General features: G+C 43.7%; 24 protein-coding genes, 1 tRNA gene and 2 pseudogenes. 5 read left to right on the top strand and 22 right to left on the bottom strand.

What is annotated here, in order from left to right; genetic code table 11:
• Positions 1-2 precede the first annotated feature (2 nt).
• The 4 genes from DXD11_RS06960 to DXD11_RS14520 form a co-directional block, all read right to left on the bottom strand.
• A complete protein-coding gene (locus tag DXD11_RS06960) occupies positions 3-773 on the bottom strand; it encodes an ABC transporter permease (protein ID WP_118758053.1) in 771 nt (256 codons plus the stop codon).
• Positions 774-897: 124 nt separating this feature from the next.
• Positions 898-1,584: an ABC transporter ATP-binding protein gene (locus tag DXD11_RS06955; RefSeq protein ID WP_118017217.1), complete on the bottom strand. Its 687-nt coding sequence runs from the start codon at positions 1,582-1,584 to the stop codon at positions 898-900.
• Between the two features lie 57 nt (positions 1,585-1,641).
• Positions 1,642-1,998: a GntR family transcriptional regulator gene (locus tag DXD11_RS06950; RefSeq protein ID WP_022217295.1), complete on the bottom strand. Its 357-nt coding sequence runs from the start codon at positions 1,996-1,998 to the stop codon at positions 1,642-1,644.
• Positions 1,999-2,367: 369 nt separating this feature from the next.
• Positions 2,368-2,658, bottom strand: a complete 291-nt coding sequence (locus DXD11_RS14520; RefSeq protein ID WP_279220448.1) for a glycosyltransferase — start codon at positions 2,656-2,658, stop codon at positions 2,368-2,370.
• A 110-nt stretch (positions 2,659-2,768) separates the two neighbouring features.
• On the opposite strand from DXD11_RS14520, the gene DXD11_RS06940 reads away from it, so the two are divergent.
• Together DXD11_RS06940 and hcp are read left to right on the top strand one after the other, a co-directional pair.
• Positions 2,769-2,842 (top strand) — tRNA-Pro (locus tag DXD11_RS06940).
• 169 nt (positions 2,843-3,011) lie between these two features.
• Positions 3,012-4,580 carry a hydroxylamine reductase gene (hcp, locus tag DXD11_RS06935; protein ID WP_334294905.1) on the top strand — a complete coding sequence of 523 codons (1,569 nt, stop codon included), beginning with the start codon at positions 3,012-3,014 and terminating at the stop codon, positions 4,578-4,580.
• Here the strand turns inward: hcp and DXD11_RS06930 are convergent.
• On the bottom strand, positions 4,537-5,583 hold the full coding sequence (locus tag DXD11_RS06930; RefSeq protein WP_243105830.1) for a Sir2 silent information regulator family NAD-dependent deacetylase: 1,047 nt from the start codon (positions 5,581-5,583) through the stop codon (positions 4,537-4,539). The genes hcp and DXD11_RS06930 overlap by 44 nt on opposite strands.
• A gap of 72 nt (positions 5,584-5,655) precedes the next feature.
• On the opposite strand from DXD11_RS06930, the gene DXD11_RS14515 reads away from it, so the two are divergent.
• Complete coding sequence (locus DXD11_RS14515; protein WP_243105829.1) at positions 5,656-5,919, top strand: hypothetical protein; 264 nt, start codon at positions 5,656-5,658, stop codon at positions 5,917-5,919.
• 35 nt (positions 5,920-5,954) lie between these two features.
• The gene (locus DXD11_RS14510) at positions 5,955-6,428 is read left to right on the top strand and encodes an ATP-binding protein (protein WP_243105828.1); all 474 of its coding nucleotides are present in this window, start codon (positions 5,955-5,957) and stop codon (positions 6,426-6,428) included.
• A gap of 339 nt (positions 6,429-6,767) precedes the next feature.
• Here the strand turns inward: DXD11_RS14510 and istA are convergent.
• The 15 genes and pseudogenes from istA to DXD11_RS14780 all read right to left on the bottom strand — a co-directional run.
• A pseudogene (gene istA, locus DXD11_RS06910) lies at positions 6,768-7,964 on the bottom strand (IS21 family transposase); the annotation flags it as partial.
• Positions 7,965-8,058: 94 nt separating this feature from the next.
• Positions 8,059-8,928: a DUF3991 domain-containing protein gene (locus DXD11_RS06905; protein WP_118758050.1), complete on the bottom strand. Its 870-nt coding sequence runs from the start codon at positions 8,926-8,928 to the stop codon at positions 8,059-8,061.
• A gap of 135 nt (positions 8,929-9,063) precedes the next feature.
• The gene (locus tag DXD11_RS06900) at positions 9,064-11,172 is read right to left on the bottom strand and encodes a VirD4-like conjugal transfer protein, CD1115 family (protein WP_118758049.1); all 2,109 of its coding nucleotides are present in this window, start codon (positions 11,170-11,172) and stop codon (positions 9,064-9,066) included.
• Positions 11,173-11,349: 177 nt separating this feature from the next.
• The gene (locus DXD11_RS06895; protein ID WP_199688731.1) at positions 11,350-11,697 is read right to left on the bottom strand and encodes a DUF6664 family protein; all 348 of its coding nucleotides are present in this window, start codon (positions 11,695-11,697) and stop codon (positions 11,350-11,352) included.
• A gap of 60 nt (positions 11,698-11,757) precedes the next feature.
• The gene (locus DXD11_RS14505) at positions 11,758-12,102 is read right to left on the bottom strand and encodes a hypothetical protein (RefSeq protein WP_243105827.1); all 345 of its coding nucleotides are present in this window, start codon (positions 12,100-12,102) and stop codon (positions 11,758-11,760) included.
• 12 nt (positions 12,103-12,114) lie between these two features.
• Complete coding sequence (locus DXD11_RS14500; protein WP_243105826.1) at positions 12,115-12,483, bottom strand: hypothetical protein; 369 nt, start codon at positions 12,481-12,483, stop codon at positions 12,115-12,117.
• Positions 12,484-12,512: 29 nt separating this feature from the next.
• Positions 12,513-12,737 (bottom strand): annotated as a pseudogene (locus tag DXD11_RS14495) (hypothetical protein); the annotation flags it as partial.
• Positions 12,731-13,459: an LPD25 domain-containing protein gene (locus DXD11_RS06885; RefSeq protein ID WP_243105824.1), complete on the bottom strand. Its 729-nt coding sequence runs from the start codon at positions 13,457-13,459 to the stop codon at positions 12,731-12,733. The pseudogene DXD11_RS14495 and the gene DXD11_RS06885, both read right to left, overlap by 7 nt.
• Positions 13,460-13,501: 42 nt before the next feature.
• Positions 13,502-13,669, bottom strand: a complete 168-nt coding sequence (locus DXD11_RS06880) for a hypothetical protein (RefSeq protein WP_330426618.1) — start codon at positions 13,667-13,669, stop codon at positions 13,502-13,504.
• Between the two features lie 22 nt (positions 13,670-13,691).
• On the bottom strand, positions 13,692-14,471 hold the full coding sequence (locus DXD11_RS06875) for a protein-ADP-ribose hydrolase (RefSeq protein WP_118758048.1): 780 nt from the start codon (positions 14,469-14,471) through the stop codon (positions 13,692-13,694).
• Between the two features lie 3 nt (positions 14,472-14,474).
• Positions 14,475-14,915, bottom strand: coding sequence for a helix-turn-helix transcriptional regulator (locus DXD11_RS06870; protein ID WP_158579426.1), 441 nt, complete (start codon positions 14,913-14,915; stop codon positions 14,475-14,477).
• Positions 14,915-15,208 (bottom strand): hypothetical protein, encoded by a 294-nt coding sequence (locus DXD11_RS06865; RefSeq protein ID WP_243105823.1) that lies wholly within the window; start codon positions 15,206-15,208, stop codon positions 14,915-14,917. The genes DXD11_RS06870 and DXD11_RS06865 overlap by 1 nt, the downstream gene beginning before the upstream one ends.
• A gap of 226 nt (positions 15,209-15,434) precedes the next feature.
• The gene (locus DXD11_RS06860; protein WP_118758046.1) at positions 15,435-16,232 is read right to left on the bottom strand and encodes an ABC transporter ATP-binding protein; all 798 of its coding nucleotides are present in this window, start codon (positions 16,230-16,232) and stop codon (positions 15,435-15,437) included.
• 16 nt (positions 16,233-16,248) lie between these two features.
• Complete coding sequence (locus DXD11_RS14785) at positions 16,249-16,950, bottom strand: glycine betaine ABC transporter substrate-binding protein (protein WP_330426617.1); 702 nt, start codon at positions 16,948-16,950, stop codon at positions 16,249-16,251.
• A gap of 3 nt (positions 16,951-16,953) precedes the next feature.
• Positions 16,954-17,787 carry an ABC transporter permease gene (locus DXD11_RS14780; RefSeq protein WP_330426616.1) on the bottom strand — a complete coding sequence of 278 codons (834 nt, stop codon included), beginning with the start codon at positions 17,785-17,787 and terminating at the stop codon, positions 16,954-16,956.
• 289 nt (positions 17,788-18,076) lie between these two features.
• Between DXD11_RS14780 and DXD11_RS06850 the strand changes: the two genes are divergently transcribed.
• On the top strand, positions 18,077-19,249 hold the full coding sequence (locus DXD11_RS06850) for an IS110 family transposase (protein ID WP_118758045.1): 1,173 nt from the start codon (positions 18,077-18,079) through the stop codon (positions 19,247-19,249).
• A 480-nt stretch (positions 19,250-19,729) separates the two neighbouring features.
• On the opposite strand, the gene DXD11_RS06845 is transcribed toward DXD11_RS06850, so the two are convergent.
• Together DXD11_RS06845 and DXD11_RS06840 are read right to left on the bottom strand one after the other, a co-directional pair.
• Entirely contained in the window at positions 19,730-20,746 is a 1,017-nt protein-coding gene (locus DXD11_RS06845; protein ID WP_118758044.1) for an SGNH/GDSL hydrolase family protein, read from the bottom strand.
• A gap of 13 nt (positions 20,747-20,759) precedes the next feature.
• The gene (locus DXD11_RS06840) at positions 20,760-22,349 is read right to left on the bottom strand and encodes an MBOAT family O-acyltransferase (RefSeq protein ID WP_118758043.1); all 1,590 of its coding nucleotides are present in this window, start codon (positions 22,347-22,349) and stop codon (positions 20,760-20,762) included.
• Positions 22,350-22,360: the final 11 nt, after the last annotated feature.

The following is a 22,360-nucleotide window of genomic DNA, read 5'->3' as shown; positions in this document are numbered from 1 at the left end:
CATTATAAACTGATCTTCTTAGACAGCAGTGTCGCACTTCCTATATAACTGCCGATCATGCATACAACATAGAGAATAAGCTGCGGTATGTTCTTATACATCGCGTCAAGCATAGTCTCCACCTGCACGTTCTTCCCAAGGTGCGGAAGCTTGTATGCTATGTAGCTCACCAGCACATAAAGAGCCACAAAAAGTATAAAGCTGACAACGCCCTTTATCTTCTTATTCTGGAGCACTGTGGAAGACAGTGACACTGCGAGGTACGCTATGGTGATCATTGTATAGAATTGAATAAGTGCTACTACTATGAACCCTGCAACATTTGCAATGACACTTCCTATTGACAATCCTCTTGTTCCCAGAATATCATCCAGCACAAGCTCAACGCTAGCTACACCGCCGTTATGTGACTTGAGCAGGTTATAATCAACAACTATAAGCAGTCCAAGAAAGGCCACAAGTGTCGCACCGGTGAGCAGGATTGAAAGCAGCTTTGCACCGATAATCTTGTAATTTGAAATTGGCGTCATAAACACCATATACCCAGTCTTGTTCTTCAGATCCTGACTGTATATTATCACACCATATATCAAGACGAACATAAACGAAGCCCAGCCTCCCAGCACAAGGAAGGTGATACCAAGTCCAGTTAGCAGATCTTTTTCTGCAAATATTCCAATCACGAACAGCAATTCTGCTGCCGCAAGAGCCGTTATAACCACCAGAAGTGGAAATATTCCACGTCTGTATTCATATTTCATCATCTTTAACATAATATCTATCTCTCCTTCATCAACAAATTTAACTATCCAATATGTATCGCCCCTCTCGCTCACACGAGCGGGGCAGGTCGTCGGAACCGATTCCTATTATGAACTTCGTTCATAGCGGTTCCTCCTATGCATATATTTCCTTATACATATCAACTATCGACTTGCCCCTGCTCACTCGCAGTTCCTCTGCATCTCCCTGAAGCACACAGGTGCCATTCTTGATAAAGAATGCGTGATCCACGATCCTCTCAAGCTCATCCACAAGGTGGCTTGACATGAGCACGGCTGTGTCATCCGATATATTCCGTACAATCGTGCTGATGATCTTCTCCCTCGCTATGATGTCTATTCCGTTCAGTGGCTCATCAAGCATAACGATCCTGCTGTCTCTGGACAGAGTAACCGCTATCTTGAGCTTTGCAAGCATTCCTGAAGACATGCTCTTCGCCTTCTGATCGGGATTCAGCTCCATCTCAGCAAGCAGTCCCTTGTATTTGTCATAGTCAAAGTCATCAAAGAAATCTTTGTAATACTTTCCTATGTCTTTACAGTTCATATATCCGAAGAAGAATGCCTCCGTTGGCATATAAGCTATGTCTTTCTTGGATCTGTATGTCATAGGCACTCCATCTATTGTGATAGTTCCTGAATCCGGCTTGACCAGACCGGCTATGATCTTCATAAGTGTTGACTTTCCACTTCCATTCGGACCGAGCAGCGCATATATGTGTCCCGGCTCAATCTCCAGTGACAGGTCAGATATGGCTGTGGTCGTGATATACTTCTTAACAAGATGTTCGCATTTTAACATTGTATCATTTCCCTTCTTTTTTATTCCTTCTTGTTTCTTTCCTTTTTTCCTTTTTATTTACTTCCCAAAGTGTTCTTTTAGCAACTCTAGGATCTCATTCTGTGAAAATCCCATACCAGTGAGCTGTTCGTCAAAGCTCTGTATAATTTCTTCTATCCTCTCCTTTTTCAGGTCGTCTATGACCCTGTCATCCTCCGTCACAAATGTTCCTATTCCACGTCTGGTATAGGACAACCCCATAGACTCCATCTCGCTGTAAATCCTCGCTGCAGTATTCGGATTTATCTGGTATTCTATGGCAAGTTCTCTTGATGACGGAAGCTTAGATCCCAAAGGCAGTGTGCCCGCTATGATCTTCTGCTTTATATCCTCTATGACCTGAAGATATATGGGGATATTCGTCTTAAATTCCATCACACACCTCCTCCTTGTATGTTGTCTAGCTCTTCTGTATCGCTGTACTAGCTAAATAGTACACTAGTATCATGGTGTTGTCAACTGTATTTTTAAATAAAGCATATTTTTTTAGTTTTTTGTCATCTAGATAGTAACTCATGCATCCGGTCATCTCGCCATCTTTGCTTATTACCTACATTTTATCTCATATACAATGTTTTCACTTAAAAGATAAAAAATTATCCATAAAACACATTATTCTGTGTCCTACGGATAATTTTTTAAAATTTTTTCTTTTTTAGAGATTTTTCATCTATTTGGAGATAATTTTGTATCTTTTACCTGGTTATCCCAACAGCCACTAGAGAATTCATACAAATTAAATTTCTAGCATGCTCTCAGCACCAGTGCTTGCAGCTCGCACACATTCATATAAAGCTTCTCAACTCTGTCTGCAAATATCGCTGTGGAGAATTTATCCGTGTCGATCCCAGATGGAATCACCTCAACAGGGCATAACACATTATACTTTTCAAGCACATCCTCTATCTTCCTGCTCGGTGCTATCATGGCTTCCACCATCGATGATAACATCCTGGTAAGTTTCTGCACAACTTTGCGTCCCCACGCTGCATTTAGCGAGAAGTAATGAGTGTAATCCTCGTATACCCTGAAGATAAATTGCCATGAAAATCTCTTGGTGAATTTAATGCCAAATTATTTAGAAAACTCCTTGCATTTTTTTCAGAATCTTCTTATACTATTATGGCAGTGTTGATAAACACTATCGGTGCGTGGCTCAGCTTGGTAGAGCGCTTCGTTCGGGACGAAGAGGTCGTGGGTTCGAATCCCGTCGCACCGATTTTTTTGTATTCTTTTTTATATTTCACAGATAAACTTTAGCAAATTTGAGTATAAAACTCCTGTTCACTGTCCATACTCTATTTAGAAGAAAATCCACAGACTGCCAGGCAGTCACCAGTTTTTCAGATAGATTCATAATTTCAGGAGGTATACAGTACATGTCAAATATGTTTTGTTTTCAGTGTCAGCAGACAGCGGGGGGATCCGCATGTATCAATACTGGAGTGTGCGGCAAGCAGCCATCCACATCTAATCTACAGGACGAGCTTGTGTGTGAGCTTATAAAACTTGCAGAACTCTCAAAAAATGAGAATAAACACAGCGCGGTCGCCGACAGACTTATCATAGACGGTCTTTTCACAACCCTGACAAATGTAAACTTTGACGACAATGCAATAAAAGAATTTATGGGAAGGGTTAAAAACGAGCAGAACAAGATCAGCAGATCTGAGGCTGAAAAGATACAGGTGATCGACCTATGGGATGGTGACACGGATATAGTGTCCTTGCGTTCCACCCTGCTGTTTGGACTCAAGGGTATGGCGGCATACGCCCATCACGCCATGAATCTCGGCTACACAGATAATGAGGTTCTGACGTGGTTCTACAAGGGACTATGCGAGGTTAACAGGGAGCACAGCGTCACCGAATGGATAGAACTCATCATGGAATTTGGACAGGTGAATTTCAAATGCATGGAGCTGCTGGACAAAGCCAACACCGAATCATTTGGCAATCCTGTGCCTACGAGAGTAAATGTTGACATCAAAAAAGGGCCATTTATCGTGGTCTCCGGTCACGACCTGAACGACCTGTCACAGCTCCTTGAGCAGACTGAAAAGACAGGGGTAAATGTATATACCCACTGCGAGATGCTGCCTGCGCACGGCTATCCGGAGCTTAACAAATACCATAATCTGGCGGGCAATTTCGGAACCGCATGGCAGAGCCAGCAGACGGAATTTGAGAACATACCCGCGCCGGTGCTCTTTACCACCAACTGTCTCATGCCGCCAAGACCGAGCTACAAGGACAGGATCTACACCACATCAGTCGTGGGTTATGACGGCATGGTTCACATCTCAGGTACAAGAGCAGGGAAGAAAGATTTTACCCCTCTGATTAAGCACGCACAGAAGCTTGGCGGCTATGAACACGACAGGAGCATGAGCGGCATAAACGGCGGTCACATGCTGACGACCGGATTTGGACACAGCGCTGTTCTGTCACAGGCTGGCAAGATCATAGATGCAATCAAGGCTGGTCATATCAAACACATTTTCCTCGTTGGCGGCTGCGACGGCGCACATCCGGGACGCAACTATTACACCGAATTCGTAAAGCAGACTCCGATGGACACCCTTGTCCTCACCCTCGCCTGCGGCAAATACCGTTTCAACGATCTCGACCTCGGCGAAATTGACGGGATTCCAAGAATACTCGACATGGGGCAGTGCAATGACTCCTACAGTGCCATCAAGGTCGCCCTAGCTCTGGCTGATGCATTTCATTGCAGCATAAACGACCTCCCACTCACCCTTGTGCTGTCATGGTACGAGCAGAAGGCCGTCTGTATCCTTCTCACCCTGCTGTCGCTGGGCGTGCGCAACATGTATATCGGACCGACACTTCCAGCATTCATGTCCGAGACCGTGGTGAAATATCTGGTGGAAAATTATAAGCTAAACCCGATCACCGCTCCTGAGCAGGATATGGATGCGATACTGAAACGTTGAGTATATCACTTATACTCTCCGCCATATCCGCATTTATCCCTATAGCTCTGTTCCCAAGACTTTCTGGAATCACAGCCTGATCGAGATTTAACCTGACAAGGGTTATGTTATCGTGTTCTCGTGTCAGCTTCTCAAAAGGAAATCGGATTATGGTTGGCGTGTTAAAACCTACCCCCAGTTCAAGGAGCACAAGCTTCCTGTCCAGGGATCTGGAAACAAAATCACCGAAGCACCGCTCTGCCTCATACCAGGCACTGTCCTGAACAAAATAACCGTCCTTGCGGAGGTTCATGTCCATCGAGCCTCCGCAGACAGGACAGCGCGGAACCATATACGTTGGGATCTTGCAGTCTCTTCTTGCCTGATCCATTTGCAGAAACATAGCAGTGGCATCGTATGTCCTGTCATGGCAGGCATGCGCGCACTGTATATGGAAATAGTCTCCCTGAATGCAGAAGATATTTTTCTGTGGCAATCCTGCTTTCACAAACTGACCGTCCGCATTTGTGCTCAACACAAATATATCTTTGCCGGAAAGTCCATCGAGCAGCTTCCTGTGAAGTGGTGTGACATCCAGCTTTATCCCACCAAGCACTGCCTGCTTTGACCAATATCCCCAATAGCTTTCTTCATTAGGATAGGGATAAAAGCCTGCACTGTACATATCCTGCATGTATGGACCATTCCCATATTTCCGCTGAAACTCACCAAAGTTCTTCTCAAAGAAATCACCGCCATACTGAGCACCAGCAGCAGCACTCATCCCGGCACCAGCACCTATGAGCACACAGTCCGCATCAGCTATAGCCTGTGCCGCCTGCTGAATCTGCGTTTCATACGGAACGCTCTGATATACGTAATCTCTCGCAGGAGTTCCGCATAGAAAGGATTCAAGCAGTCCGGCTGAATGCGACAGATCCGGACAGTCTGCAGAGCCTTTACAGGAGAACCTACGCAGATGTACCGTTGCTTCCTCCTCTTGAAAACAAAGCTGAACTGCCACAGCAGAAGGTCATTCCGTTCAGAAATGATCTGAAAATATTGGATGCCGCCCTTAAGAAGGGAGGTGCCGCAAATGGCTGATTTAGAAAAATCCATTGCAACATGCTGCAAACAGCTCAAGCTGTCCACAAACTTTGCAGAACAGGCCTTCGAGCAGAAAGGAGACACACCACAGGAATGCCTTTTAAATCTTCTGACAAATGAAATTGAATACAGGACAGCAAAAAGGAAAAGTAAGTTTCTCAATACCGCCGGTTTTCCACGCAGATACCGCGTGGAGGAATTCAGGACAGATGAGATAATTTCACGGAAGACGTCAGCTTCCAAAGCCTGTTAGACCTAGATTTTTATCATGCAGGAAAAAATGTCATCATGTATGGAGGAACAGGAACCGATAAAACAATGCTCTCTATTCTTATTGGAATGTCTGCATGTAATCAGGAAATTCCGGTAAGATTCTACCGCACTGCCGGACTGATCAATCTCTTTTCCGAGAATCAGAACAGCGGAAAGCTTACTGCACTGAAAAAGAAGCTTAACAGTGCCCGGATACTGATTCTGGATGAATTCAGATATGTTCCGTATGACCGCACCGGTTCACAGCTTCTGTTTGATTATCTTTCGGAGATACACGAGCAGAAATCGGTAATTCTAAACACGAATCTTGAATTCTCACAGTGGGTGAACGTCCTTTATGACCAGCGGATGACAACAGCACTGATTGGCAGTCTCACGCATCATGTGGAACTGATTCTGTTTCCAGGAATCAATAACCGATTACGCGAATCAAGTATCAATGCAACTCTTTCAAGAATCAGCAGTCAGGAGACAGGTAACAATGGCTAAAAAAAGTTATCAAAGAGCAGAAAAAATATCAAAATCTTCAGGAACGCTATGAAGAGATGAATGATTATCTTCTTGATCTCATAGAAGATTACCGGTGCGCAGAAGAAGATTTGAAATATCTGAATGATTTTATCCATTATAAAAAACTGGATGAAGAGTTCCAATATTTCAGGAAACATGCACATGATGACGAAAACTCGGAACTTCCGTTTCCGTATCTCGTGTTATAACAACTAAATATGATCTGCAATGGCTTGGGGCTGGCAGAATAGCTGCCGGCCGAGGTCTTGCAATTACCTACAAAATGTAGGTGCAACAACCTACAAAACCTTTTGCAATTTTATGCAAAAAAGGCTTGCAAAAAACAACAGTGGAATACTGGCCGCTCCTTCCGTGAAGTCTCCTATGAGAGGCAATCCGATTGTGATTATAAAATATTTTAACCGTTGTATCTGTTATACGCACATCGACCTTATTTTTGATATACTGATAAGGCACGGAGTAGTACATCTTGTCTACTGCGATGTGATAGTTTAACTGGACAGTGGCTTGTTTCCACTCAGCCAGTTCAAAGGGTGTAGCAGGCAACGGAGCCAGTAACGGCATTTCTTCCCCAAGAAATAAACTGAGCCTGCTGCATTCCTTTTTCTGGAATTTACGAGCATTGTAGACATTCAGTTTTTCCCGGATAGAATCATTTAATTCTGCAAGCGAGAAAAACTGTTCATTACGAAGGGCTGCAGTTATCCATGTAGATATCTTTCCTACAGATCCTTCTACATTTGGTTTATCCTTGGGTTTCTGGACTCTAGCCGGAATGATGGCAAGATTATAGTGTTCTGCCATCTCATGGTAAGTTGTGTTTAATGACGTGGTATACCAGTCGCTCTTTTCATGATTCACTGCAGTTGTGCAGTTATCTGAGACGAGCATCGGTGTTACACCGCCAAAGAAATCGAACATCTGGACATGAGCTTTAATCCAGTTGTTTGTTTTCTCATTCATGTATGCTTTTACAAAAGCATACTGGCTGTAAGTCAGTACCCCTATAAAAATCCATGCCTCCGTAACCTCTCCGGTGTCCGGATCAATGATGTGAGCAGGATCGCCTGCCCAGTCCACTTCAATCTGTTCACCAGGCTTTCTCGGGATATGCATGGTAGCCCTGCGTTTCTCTTCATCCTTTTGGATGTAGTAGCAGAACTGGGAATACATGAGCGGTTCTTCGCTGCTCATGCGGCACTCCTCACAGTATTCTACCCAGAGAAGCTTTTTGTTGACTCCATTTCGCAGAAGTTCTTTGCGGATGTAGTCAAAGTCAGGCATGCGTTTATTTGTTGCTGACTTATCCTTTGGGAACATAAGCTCCTCAAGCGCGCTGTCGGTCATGTCAAAATCCAGCGGCCAAATACTTATTTCCGCTGCCTTTTTCAAAACCTTGGCGACTGTGTTCCTGGATACACCGCAGCTTTGTGTGATGTTCCGTTCGCTGAATCCTAAGCTCTGCAAGCGTAGGATTTCACAATACTTAGTCATAATTGTGACCTCCTTTACCTGTATTCACACTGGTGGTGTGTACCTACAGTATAAAGGAAATATATGTAATAGAGCGTTTAAATGTGGCTCTGAATTACCGGAATATGTGGCTCTCATTCTCCGGAATGGTGGCTCCCAAAGTCCGGACAGGTGGCTCAGAGAGCCCCGGAATAATCATGATTTGCAGATTTTTTTGCAGGTAGGTGGACAGGGCAATGGGGATTTTGCTCTCAGAGAGTTCCTTTTGGGGTTGATACACGCCCGACAAAGAGAGCAGGTTTGCCGCCTTATAGTCCTTTCCCTCACATTTGAGGTAGGTGGCGTAGGACAGTAAATCAATGGCGGCTTCAAATAAATGCACCTTATCCGTAGGCTCTCTTGCCAGAAGTCGGAACGAATACCGCTTGTCGCTGCCCGATGCGTCCTGTCTGAAAGAGCTGCCGAGCGTACTCCTGAGAGCCGCATACTTTGGCTTTCCGCTTTCGTCCTTACCCACAAAGACGGCGTTATGGTACGGTCTGCTCTCAAAGATAATGCCCTCTGCGATGCAGTCCTGTATGAGCTGGTAATCAACGCCACGCCCGAAAAGGTACTCTGTCACCTTATCGCAGTCTGCATTTTTCTCTGGCAGGAGCAGCACTTTCGGCTCGTCCTTTTTCACGGCAGGGGGCGGCGGCTTCCAGTCGCCCATGTCCCCCGTGAGGGTCTGCACGGCTTCCACAAAGCCAAGCTCCCGCACTTTCATCAGATAATCAAGGGCGGAATAGCCGCCGATGCCCCTTGACCACCAGTACCATTTGCCGTTGGAAATCTTCAAGCTGTCGTGTTCCCTTGTGCAGTAGACATTGCCTGCCACACGCTTTAGGTTGCTCGGCTCGTACCGCTGCAGGTAGGAGAGCAGGTCGATTTGCCGTGCCTGTTCAATCACGGCGGGGTCAAACTGCACATAGCCGTTACTTGCCATTCAAATATAATCACCTCCAGAAATGAATTTAGCCGAGGGGCTTTCCGTTAAGAAAACCTCTCGGCTATGTAATGGAAATTGATTTTTTGTAGCTAATATAAGACTTTAGCTTCTGAAAAGATACTTCCAATTGATTTAGTTAAATAAGTCTTCAATATCTATTGGAGGAATCTTTTTTTCATCAGTTGACGAATCCTCCTTCATTTTTTTAAGAAGTTCTTCTTTTTTAACACTTTTTACAAATTCTCTCAAATCAAAAATCTGTAAGTCATCACGTTCTAAAACGGGTTCGTCTTTTATATAAGACATGGGCTTTTGCCAATTCTTGTATGAACTTATATCTGGAAGATGAGATAGGAATGGACTTTCTCTATCCCTTAAAATCAAAACCTGTCCAAGAGGCATTTTCAATAAACGTGAAACACTAATCAACGGTTTCTCAATCCCTATTTGTCCAGATGATTTATAAATTTTCTCAGTTCCACAAAGTTCACTAATCTCTCTCAAAATCGGTAGTTCTTTGCTAACTAAGTAAATCCAATTTCCGCAATTTCCTTTTATAACATCCGCATCCGCAACCCCATATTGAGAAGTAAGTTGGTTAATTCCTTGAATCACTAAATAAAAGCGGATATTTCTGCTTCTGGCAGCCGTTATCATGCTTGACATATCACTTATTGGTGTAATGTTTGCAAACTCATCAAGCACAAAATTAACTCGACTATTTAGTTTGCCTGTTTTGGAATGAGCATCAATTAAAAGAGTATCATAACACTGCTTAATAAATGTACTAACCAATGGGTGATAAGTTCTCTTTTCATCTTGCATGATTATAAATACAGCATGTTTTTCTTCTCCGATAGATGCCATATCAAAATCACTTGTTGCCAGCATTTTGGATAATTCTATTTTAGATGCATAAACTTTGATACATTGTCTGAATACAGACAAAATAGACCCCTTTGTATCATTTGGGGCAAAAACTGTCCCAGAGGCATTTATATAACTTAAATCGCTTGATTTTCTTAAATTGATATATTCCTTAATATAGTTGTTGATACCAAATTTTTCTTCTCCGCTGGCATCCATACTCAAAACAGTATTGAGATTAATTTCTTCCTTTTTGGCATCAGAAAACATTGCTAAAGCTAAGCCGCAAAAATAATCTGCCGCAGAGTTTGTCCAAAACGGGTCTTGATTACCACCCTTATTTTCTTGAAAAATATTATGAGCAAGGTCATAAAGCATTTCCAAGGCTCTGTCAACGTCACCATCCATGAAAAAATCATATGGTAACTTAAGGGGATTCCATGCATTTCCCCTTTTAGGGTCTCTAAGGTTAATTGTAATAATCTTATAGCCCGCTTCTACTAATGCACATTTCGTATGTGTATATAGTTCACCTTTGGGGTCAGTAATAACCATTGATTCTCCACGCTTGGATAATATATTAATCAACGGCAAAATTATTCTCCGCGTTTTTCCGCTACCAGTAGAACCAATAATCAGTGAATGAGATTCGCTATCATCAACATAAATTTCATCTTTTGTACCGTCTACAATAAGAGGAATACCCGCAACAGGATACTCTTTATCAGCTGAACAAATTTTACCTATTGATAGTCCTTTTTTAATATCTTCATCTGAAGCCCATCGAGCTTCATCAGCATCATTCATTGCGGCTTCATCCTGTCGCAAACGATTTAATTCATCATATTTATGAATTAAATCAAAAAGTTCTCTTTTTTGTATTTCATATTCATCCGCTCTAATCCAACCAGTTCCTGGCTTTCTTGAAATAATACTATGAATAGAAGCAGCAACAAGTCTCCCCAGTTCATCTTTGTTTGACCAAAAGGATGCTATTTTCCCTTTAGCATGTTCCCTAAACTGTTGAAGATGATACTGCTTTTCCAATCCCTCACTACTTTGTATACCATCATCCTTTTTTATAAAAGTTAATACAGGTTTCCCTGTTTCAACGGCATATCTATACTCTTTTTCAGTATAACTCAAGCCGTCACTTGCAGTCGAACCATATCTACTACCAATAATCACAAGATAATAGTCAGAATTATCAATAGTTCTTTTTATCAGCTCCCATTGTTCTTCATCACCAGCATTAAACATCTCCATGCCAATGGGTATTTGTTCAAGCTTCAATATTGTTTCCATAACAATGGAGCGTTCCTCTTTAAGGTCCTCATATGTTGAACTTACAAACACTTGATACTTGACTTCCATAATTAACTTCTCCTTTGTTACTTATAATAGTTTTCTTATTCACCTTTTCAGTGTGTCGTATTTTGGAGTTTTTTGTTTTTTACCAATTATAGCATATTTTTTTGTATTTTTCAATTAGCCTATGTAAAAGACGGCATCAGCTTCACGCTAACGCCGCCCTTTCTTTCGGTCAGTCCATCATAAAATCCCTGCTTTTTTGAGATAACCTACGCTGTCATAGCAGCCACGGAAGTAGACTGACTGCATCTCCATATCTTTGAGCTTGTTTTTCAGCTCCAACACCTTAATGAGTGCCGCACATTCCTTTTCGGTCAGCCCGCTTTCCGCTTCGCTGTCAAATATGCCAAGGAGCTTCGGATATTTCTCATATAAGTCTGCAATCTCGGCTTGCAGGGTTTTGTATTCCTCGTCCTCTTTCGACAGTCTGGCAACGACAGAGCTTAGATATTCGTTGAAGATATTGCCGTGAACATCTACAAAAGTTTCAAATCTGAACGCATCAGACACCGTTATCACCTCCGACATTTTCTAATCTACACCTATTATACTGCCCAGATTTCAGCAATACAAATGTGCAAATGGGATTTAACGCTCCCAACCAACACATTTCCTTTCGGACTGTTCTTCGGTCTGCCCTGGCTCGGTATCCATAACAGGGGTGTCTTTCTCGTCCAGATTCAGCTCAATATTGAGGGCGTTCAGCCTGTCGTTTTTTTCTTTCAGCTCATCTTCAAAGGCAAAGGGCTTTAATACCTCGGTCTTTGCGTTGGCAAGCTGCTCCAAGGTTTCCGCCTTTCGGGTCTTGGCGGCTTCCAGTCTGGCAGGGATTTTTCCAATCTCGTTTTCAATACGGGTCAGATTTCCCAGAGCATCAGAGCCTAAATCAACCTTGTGCTTTGTCTTTCCGCAGAGGTTAAGGCAGTAATGCATGTTGAAGCTGTCTTAATAAACCTCCATCTTGAAACCTCGGTAGTTGCCGATTTCCACGGGATTTGACAGCGGATTTTCCTTGCAGACGGCAAGGAGCATCTCGCCTGCGTCCGCTTTTTCGGTATAGGTCATGCCCTTTAAGGTCATGGGGCAGAACCTATCCTCGCCCTGCGGCTTGTGCTGTTCAGCAAGGGCGGCGTCACTTTCATAGCTGACGATGCGTTCCTCATATTCCTTGATGGTCTGCGGAAAGTATTTCAGTATCCTGTCCTCAAGGTCGTAATGCTCGGAAAGATAGCTCTGCTTCAAAACTTTCAGCTTCGCCACCTGCATATCCAAGTCCATTTTCTCCTTGAAACACTCATCGCCCGTGGCAAGCATTTTCACCTCCGCAAAGGAAAGAGCCACCTCGTGCCACGGTTGCCTGTAATTTCGTCCAGATAGCGACACTTCATAAACAGGTCGGAGCTTTTCTGGGCTTCGGTCTGGGCGATGCCGCCCACATTCCGCATCTTGGTGTAGAGGTACAGATTTTTGTAGAAATGGCTCTCATCTATAAAGAGCCTGTCAACGCCTAACTGCTCAAAATTTATCATCATATCCTTTCTTTTCGTGTCGTTGAGCTTCTTTAACTTGGCTTGGGAGCCTGCTCTTTGTCCTTGGCTTTCCTGTTCCAGTCGGCTTCGGTAGCCATTATCTCGGTTAGGAGCTTCTCGTCCTCTGGGGTCAGCTCGGTGTGCTGCTCCAGAAAAGGGAGGAACACATCACGCCCGAAACGCAGGCTTTCTATCTTTTCTCGGTAGTAATCCTCGCCCTGCCGTTTCCACTCTGGGATAAACGGGCAGTTCGGGGAGAGGAAGTAGTCGTAAAAATTTTTGATATGGGCAATCAAGTCGCCCTCGCCGTCCCCGATGTCAAACCGTCCCTCGTAGTGGAAGTCCTCGCCGCCGATAACAGCGGAGATTTCAAAATCGGTCTTTTTATACCATCCTACGCCTTTGCTCTTATCCAGTCTTTCACGGTGCTGCTTTTCGTCCAGAACGCCAAGCAGCCCATTCCCAAGGGCAAAGCTCAAATCCGTAAAGCGGTCATTAAGCTGTCTGTCATAAAAGGCGGGATGCTCGGAGAAGCCAATGGAAAAAGTGATGCTGTCTGGCTTTTCCTCGGTAAGTGTTTCTGTTTCCTGCTTCTCGGTGATGACCGTTTTCAGATGGTCGTTAGCAGGATTTTCACGGAGCTTTTCTTCAAAGTCGGCACGGCTGTATTCCTTGCCGAACAGGGGAAATTCTACATTCCGCAGGGATACAGCGTTCTCGTTAAAGTCGGAAATCTCATATTTGTCCGCACCAATATACACCACATCGCCCTCATGGTATCTTGACCAATATGCCCAATATTCTTAAAGGCTCTCAAAGGGATAAAAACCTCCAGAATACATATCTCTGAAACCATATTTTCTGATAAAGTCCGAGAAGTTATCTTCAAATCTTTGTCCTGTATATGTGAAGCCTGCCGAAGTGGATAATCCTGCTCCTGCTCCGATGATAACCGCATCTGCTTTCTGCAAAAGCTCTCTTAAACGCTTCACTTTATCCGAGCAGTCTTTTGTAGATGTCGTAATCTTCCTGTTTGAAAACATTGAATACCACCTTTTCAAGCCTTTTGTCTGTCTGCAAAAAATCAATAACTGTCTGTACCACAATTTCCGCAGCCTTTTTCTGCGGAAAATGAAATTCGCCTGTGGAGATACAGCAAAAGGCAATACTTTTTAAACCTTTATCAGATGCCAATTCCAAACAAGATTTATAGCAATCAGCAAGCTGTTCACAATGTTTTTTTGTTAAAATGCCCGATACAATCGGTCCGACTGTGTGAAGTACATAGCTGCATGTAAGATTGAAAGCAGGCGTAATTTTCGCTTTCCCTTTCGGTTCGTCATATCCCTGCTCTGTCATCAGCTCATCGCAAACCAAACGCAACTGAATACCGCTGACGCTGTGAATGATGTTGTCCACGCAAGAGTGGCAAGGTACGAAACATCCCCTTAAAGCACTGTTAGCGGCGTTTACAATCGCATCTATCTTTAATGTGGTAATATCACCACGCCAAAGGGCAAGGCGGTTATTGATGGGGGATACGGGTAAAGTATCACAATCAGTAACGCCTTTTTCCTTGACTTCCTCGTTTAGATACTCGTCCTGCACCTTGAGAAATTCAGTCCCAATCGGACGAGGGGAGCGGATATTCATAAGACTTCTAAGAAGCCGTTTCTGTTCCTCTGCATTGTCTGGGATGTCCATATCCCTATATTGCGGCATTTCTGACAATAATTCTTTAATCAGATATAATCTTTTTTCTCTATGTGTCAAGGCTCAATCCTCCTTTATTTCTGAAGCCTTTCTAAATGCCTCTGCTAATAATATGTAATTCTCTCTGGTCGGTATCCAAGTTCCTTGTTCCCAAGCCGAGAGGGTAGAACGATTGATGCCAGAAAATGCGGCAAATTCAACCTGTGTCATATGCAGCTCTGTCCGTACCTCTTTCAGCTTCTGATGATATGGATAATCAATAAATTTGTTGAAGTCATCGAAAAGTAATTCCTTTTCAATCTGAAGCACCTCGGCTATCTTGATTGCGTTTTTATAATCAAATGGGGATTTCAGATTTTCATAGTTTACAATCGTTGCGTGGTTGACATCTATCAGAACAGCCAGTTCTTTTCCTAACAGTCCTCTGAAATTCCGATAGTATCTCAACTGTTCATGTGGCGGGGCTGAACGCTCAACAAAACTCCACCTATACCGTAAGTGCATCAGCCATGTGCCGTTCTTGACTGCATATAACTCTGTGTGATTGAGAATGGTATCGCATTGTCTATGCAGTTGTGACACGGCATGTAGCATCCGGTCATGCCGCTGTTTGCAGCATTTACTATGGCTGAGACTGCAAGCCTTGTTATATCTCCTCGCCACACATATGTGCCATCTTGAATCTCCTGAATATCCTCCAGTTTCACTATGCCTTTCTCGAAATTCACCTGCGTCAGATATTCGTCCTGTATCTTCAGAAAATCCGCATCAATAGCTCCCGGCATCCTGATATTCATAAGAGAACGGAGAAGTCTCCGCTGATCCTCACTGCCAAATGGGATCTACACGCCTGCGCAATCGCTGCGTTCCTTAAGCAACCTCTTTATCAAATATATTCTTCTCTCACTCTGGTTCATCTGAATCCTCCAATCAACTATCACTTAATTACCATGGGGACGGAGCGCTCCGGTACTTTTCATGCCAATTTTACGCATAATTCCACAAATTCCCCCAAAGGGGTCACTAATCAAGACCCGCAACAAAACTGTACTGACAATCCCTGATCTGACCATCCGGCAGATTGCACTGGTGTCTCTGCCTGTAGACAAGCTGTGCCACAAAGTCTGTTGCGGGATTTTTCAGTATCTCTTCCGGCGTATCATACTGTTCAACATTGCCTTTATTCATAACAAGCACCTTTGTTCCAAGCAGGAGCGCCTCCGATATATCATGCGTCACGAACATGATAGTTATCTTCGTCTCCTCATGTATTCTCTTGATCTCCTGCTGAAGCTGAGCTCTCGTTATCTCGTCAACTGCGCCAAATGGCTCATCCATCAGCAATATCTCCGGCGATGCCGCAAGTGCTCTGGCGATTCCGACTCTCTGCTGCTGTCCGCCGGACAGTTCGCCCGGATATCTGCTCTTTATCTCCTCATCAAGCCCCACTATCTTCATCCATTTTGATACGGCTGCCCTCGTCTTTGCCCTGTTCTTTTTATTTAGAAGATTCGGTACATAGGATATGTTCTCCTCCACTGTCATGTGGGGAAAAAGCACGCTTCCCTGTATAGAATAACCAATACTTCTGCGGAGCTCAATAAGATCTTTGTCCCTGATATTCTCGCCGCCAATCAATATATCTCCGTCTGTGGCGTCGATAAGACCATTTATCATCTTAAGCGCTGTCGTCTTGCCACAGCCTGACGAACCCACTATGGTTACGAATTCTCCCTGCTCAACTGTGAGGTTGAGATTTTCTATGACCGTCTTATCTCCATACGACTTTTTTACATTTCTAAATTCAATAGCAGTATTCATTATTGGTACCTCCAACCTATTTTAAAAGTCCCTTGCCGGACAAAAACTCCTCCGCAACATCTCTAGGCTCTCTGCCTTCAGTCTCAATATCATAATTCATCTGTGCCATGTCGCTGTCGGTTATTGTTCCTGCCAGTTCATCCAGCACATCCTTTATCTCCGGATGGCTTTCAACGACCTCGTTTCTGACAACATTTCCGCACATGTATGACGGGTAGAAATTCTTATCATCCGCCAGCACCGTCACATCCGATGCCGCAAGCTGTCCATCTGTTGTAAATATATTCATAACGTCAATCTTGCCCTGATTAATTGCCTGATATTTGAGGCCAATGTCCATGTCCATCGTCTTCTTAAAATTGAATCCATATTCGCCGCAGAGTGCATCATATCCATCCTCACGCTCGAAGAAATCATATTCAGCGCCGAAGATAAGCTTGTCCGATACCGCTCTCAGATCCGAATACGTCTTGATGTTATATTTGTCAGCAATCTCCTTGCGCACCACCGGACCATAGGTGTTGTTGAATCCGTACATGCCCACCCAGCTCATTCCAAGTGAATCTTCGTACTCACTCTCAAGCTCCGTGAACATATCCTCAGTGTACAGTCCATCCTTTTTCAGCACCATATTCCATGCAGTGCCCGTGTACTCAGGGTAAATGTCAAATTCACCGCTCTCCATGGCGGGCTGGATATTTGAAGTTCCGCCACCCACGCCCTAGGTTATCTCCACATCAAGATCCGTATCCTGTTCGATCAGAATATCAAGCATCTCGCCGAGTATATACTGCTCCGTCATCGGCTTTGTGGCGATACGTATGGTTTCCTTTTTATCCTTTGGCACCACCTGAATCAGAACAAATATCAGAGCAAGCGCCACGCATACTGCTGCCATTATCCTGTTTGTCTTCTTTGCCTTAACACTCCTCTTTGAAAGACGCCTCTCCACAAATCCCAGGACAAAGTCAAATGCCAGAGCAAGCAGCGCGATGAGCAAACTTTCTACCATCGTCATGGCTGTGTTATTTGTCGTGATTCCTCTGTATATCGCCACGCCAAGTCCACCGGCACCGATGAATGATGCTATACCGGCAAGCGCTATCATCATTGTCACCATGTTTCTGATTCCGGAGATTATGACCGGCATCGCGAGTGGAAGCTTGACTTTGAATAATATCTGCGTTCTTGTGCTTCCCATGCCCTTCGCCGCCTCGAGAATGTTCTCATCTACATTTGTCAGACCTGTGTTGGTATTTCTGACCATCGGCAGCAATGCATATATGGTCAGCGCAATGACCGCCGTCGCATTTCCCACACCTGAAAACGGTATGAGAAATCCCAGCATGGAGATCGATGGAATCGTATACAGGAAGTTTATCACTCCGAGAGTCGGTTTTGACGCCTTCTGATATTCACTTATCAGTATTCCAGCACCCCCGCCAATTACTATAGCTATTACTATTGCCAACAATGATATCTCTATATGCTCCACAAGAAGATCCAGGAAAAATCCTTTCTTCTCAAGCAGCAATGTCCACATTTCTTTTAACATATTATATCCTTGTATGATAATTCCAACAGGGAATTACCACACATTCTCCCTTCTTTTCATATTTTTTGTATCGTGGTCTAATACATTCAGATATCATGGACTTTTGATTATTACCCTGTAGCTTTGACTACTCGACAGGAGTGTATTGCCGCTACCTTTATCTGAATTGTTTATCTGCTGGATGTTGCAAAGAGCTCTCGCTCGGAAGTACTTATTTCAATCAAGTCTACATGGATAATCGTTGGTGGATATCATGGTATCAGACTTTATGAAAGGGAGGTACAACCTCATGATTTATGTAGGCATTGACATTGCCAAACTCAACCACTTCGCATCTGCTATTAGTTCAGATGGCGAAATACTCATGGAGCCGTTCAAATTTACAAATGACGGTGATGGATTCAGTCTGTTGGAATCTAACCTTGCATCCATCTGTGATGACAAGGACAACATCATCATCGGTCTTGAATCAACGGCGCACTATGGCGACAACCTAGTACGATACCTTGTTGCCAGTTTCTACAAAGTGTGTGTGCTTAACCCCATTAAGACGTCCACAATGCGAAAGAATAACATTCGCAAAACCAAGACGGACAAAGTCGACACATACATCATTGCTAAAACTTTGATGCTTCAGGAATCCCTCAGATTTGTCACATTCTATGACCTTGATCTGATGGATTTAAAACAGCTTGGACGTTTTCGCCAGAAAACCATTAAGCAGCGTACACGATTAAAAATACAGCTGACTTCTTACATTGACCAAGTGTTTCCTGAATTACAGTATTTTTTCAAATCTGGTCTGCACCAGAAATCTGTCTACGCCTTATTAAAAGAGGCTCCAACACCGAAAGCTATTGCTTCCATGCACATGACTCATCTTGCAAATCTGCTTAAAGCGAACTCGCACGGACACTTTACGAAAGAGCAGGCAAAAGAATTAAGAGTTCTAGCACAGAAGTCTGTCGGTGCCAGCGACAGTGCTCTATCTATTCAGATAACTCACACCATTTCACAAATCGAGTTACTGGATAGCCAGTTAGAACAGGTTGAAGCTGAGATGACAGATATCATGAAATTCAATGATTCTGTTATCATGACCATTCCAGGTATCGGTTATATCAACGGAGGAATGATCCTTGGTGAGATTGATCATGTTCACCGTTTCTCCAACCCGAATAAGCTGCTTGCATTTGCAGGCTTGGATCCTTCTGTATATCAGTCTGGAAACTTTCAAGCCAGACGTACCAAGATGTCTAAGCGTGGATCTAGAGTCCTTCGTTATGCACTAATAAATGCAGCTCATAATGTAGTAAAAAACAATGCCACCTTTAAAACTTATTATGACAAGAAGATGGCTGAAGGCCGGTCTCACTACAATGCCCTTGGGCACTGTGCCGGTAAGCTCGTCAGGATCATCTGGAAAATGATGACCGACAATGTAGAATTTAACCTCGATTAAGAGGTCTGTATACAAACACCATATCGATAGATTTTGAAAATGCACCCTTAGGGAGCTTTATTAAAGTTACCCTTTTTTACCATCGATACGAAAAAGAAATTTCTTGCTAGTTTAGTCTTGACTTTTCATAGCTGGTCTCCCCGTGGCAGCTTTGCATTCTGTATACCTCACAGCACAGTGCCGCTCTATGTAAATCGTCGATATCTAAGATTCTGAACACAGTATACTTCAAACTTATATCCTTTTTTTATCCTTTTTTATTTTTTTGCCAACTACGGTGACGGAGGTACCTGTCCCCACCGGACAAATTTATCCTCTTTAAAGAAAAAAAAACGAAAAGATACAAAGCCTAAAAATTTTGTATCTTTTCGCCTTTTTCAAGCAAACACAGGATATTTTTGTATACAATCAGCCTGCCCAAACTATAAAAGATAAAAACAACTTGTTATCCCCCGTCTATCAGGTCCGCTCGTCATCGTGCTAGTTGTTCGACTCTGCCCCCTCCGACTGCTTTGCCTCAAGGGAAACAGTCTCTCCGGACATATACTTCACATAATCCAGATAGTCATTATTCCAGTCCGCATACTTTTCTGAATGTCTCTTATCCTTAAAAGAATAATTCTCTGAAATATATTTTCCAAGATAGGCGCTTACCTTCTCTGCACCCTTGCAGTTGAGATGTCTTCCACCATCCCTCGTGTCGGTGCTCCAGTCGATTGCATAATCACCCTTGAGCGTATTCATATCGACAAAATCAATATTCTTGGCCTTAGCATACTTAACCATTGCATTGTGTCTTGCATAATTCCATGACTTCGCCGTCGGAGTCTCCATGAACATGATCTTGATTCCATTCTTCTCACACTTGTCTATAAGCTTATCGAGCAGTATCTTTGATACCTCCGGTATGTCCTCAACAGCCTTGGTTTCCACCATCTTGCTCTGGCCTGAAAACGGCTTGACCTCCATGCTGAGATACTGTCCTCTGGAGGATGATCTGTAGGTATAATCCTTGGCACCGAACATGTCTGAAACACTCATGCTCTTCCACCTGTTGTGGTACTGTGCAAGAGGCAGATACTTATACGCCATATTCTTCAGATTGTTCTCCACCTTTTTCAATGTCGTCTTGCCTGTCCAGAGCATATTCACATCGAACACCACCAGCTTTGGCTTCTGACATGTGAGCACTTCATCCAGAAGATTGGATGCCCCGGTCACATTCTGGAACCCCTCAGCCGCCACATATGTTGGAATTCCATATTTGTTCCATATATACATCGGAGAACATGCGCTGTAGGCATTGCTGTCTCCAAGCACCAGTACGTCTATCGAATTCTTCGGTTCTCCATAAAAGCCCCTTGCATTCGAGTTGGTTATTCCGCTTCCCGGATCGCTCCGCTTCGGAGTAAACGCAACTCCCAGCACTCCCATGATCATCACGGCCACCAGGGCAAATGCTATGGATTTTATTATATTACGTCCACTTTTCTTCATAGATAAATCACCTCTAAAACTGTGCATATATAAATCCAGCCACCTCATAGCCCTTGCCATATGCTCCGAGTATGATCACTCCAAACAGCAGCACATAGTAAACTGCCCATCTGAGGACTATATTCTTCGTGGCAAGCTCTGCTCTTATCTGATGTCCCTTCTCCTTGTAAAGTCCAACTAGGAACAGAATGAGCGCGCCCACTGCCAGCACTGCAAAATCTGCCATGTCAAGCTTCATTCCAAGCAAAGTTCCATTTGTCAGATCCGCAAATGTAAATCCCCTGAACATGGACACAAACATGTGTCCAAATGCTGTCAGATCATCAGCCCTGAACATGAGCATTCCAACATTCACAAAAATGAAGGTTCTGACAACCTGGAGTAGTCTGTATACCTTTCCCTGACGGTCAACATGCATTTTTCCATACAGCTTCTTGAAAAGAGGCTCCGTAAGAAGTCCGATTATCATGATCGCCCAGTAATAAAGACCATACATGACGTACTTCCAGCTTGCGCCGTGCCAAATACCCGTTCCAAACCACACTATGAACATCGCTATAGACATAGGAACAAATGTCGCGAAGAAAGTATTCATATGTTCCCTGGTCTTCTTACTCAGCTTCACAAATGGCTTGGACAGTGAAACTGAATAGAACACATAGTCCTTGAACCATGCACCGAGAGTCATATGCCACCTTCTCCAGAACTCACTGACCGTCTTTGACATAAACGGCTGATTGAAGTTCTCTGAGAGTCCTATTCCGAACATCTGGGCACTTCCCCTTACTATATCCATACAGCCTGAGAATTCCGCATAGAGCTGTAATGTGTAGAGCAGCATTCCCACTACTACCGGAAGTCCTGTGTAGCTTGCGTAATTGTCAAATATCTGGTTCACATACATATTTGCGCGATCTGCAATAACTATCTTCTTGAAGAAGCCCCACAGTATAAGCTGGAGTCCCATGGTCATGTTCTCATAACTGAACCTATGCCCCTCATACATCTGCTCTCCAACAAGATCGAACCTGGCTATAGGTCCCTCAACAATGTGCGGGAAAAATGCAAGGAAAAGTGCAACCTTGCCAAACTTGTCCGATGCCCTGTATTTGCCTCTGTACACGTCCACTATGTAACTCACCGCAGACAGTGTGTAGAACGAGATTCCAAGCGGCATCATCCTCTGATACATCGGATTCTCTACATTTATGTGTATGAGTCCAAGCACATCTGTAAATACCTGTCCAAGGAATACCGAATATTTCAGGAATACCAGGATTCCTACATTCACAAGCACCACGCATACGCACACGCACTTTTTCTGCCATCCGATAAGTGCCTTGTACTCTTTTTTGTTTTCCTTTGGCAGAGCTTTCCTTGCCATGCTGCAGCCATCATCTATCTTGTTTATCAGCAGGCCGCCCACATATATGGTCAGCGACCCGAACAGGATAAATATGATATATCTGCCTGAATTGATAAAATAAAACAGATAGCTGAATGCCAGCAGCACCTTCCATCTGTGCTTCAGCGGCACTATATTGTACACTATAAACGCTCCGAGCAATATAAATACCAGATACGATATCGACGTATATGACATATTTCTCACTC

This window comes from Coprococcus sp. TF11-13 (assembly GCF_003481085.1).
Taxonomy (GTDB): domain Bacteria; phylum Bacillota; class Clostridia; order Lachnospirales; family Lachnospiraceae; genus Coprococcus; species Coprococcus aceti.
The sequence above is the reverse complement of the archived record's forward strand: the minus strand, read 5'-3'. Positions and strand labels throughout refer to the sequence as shown.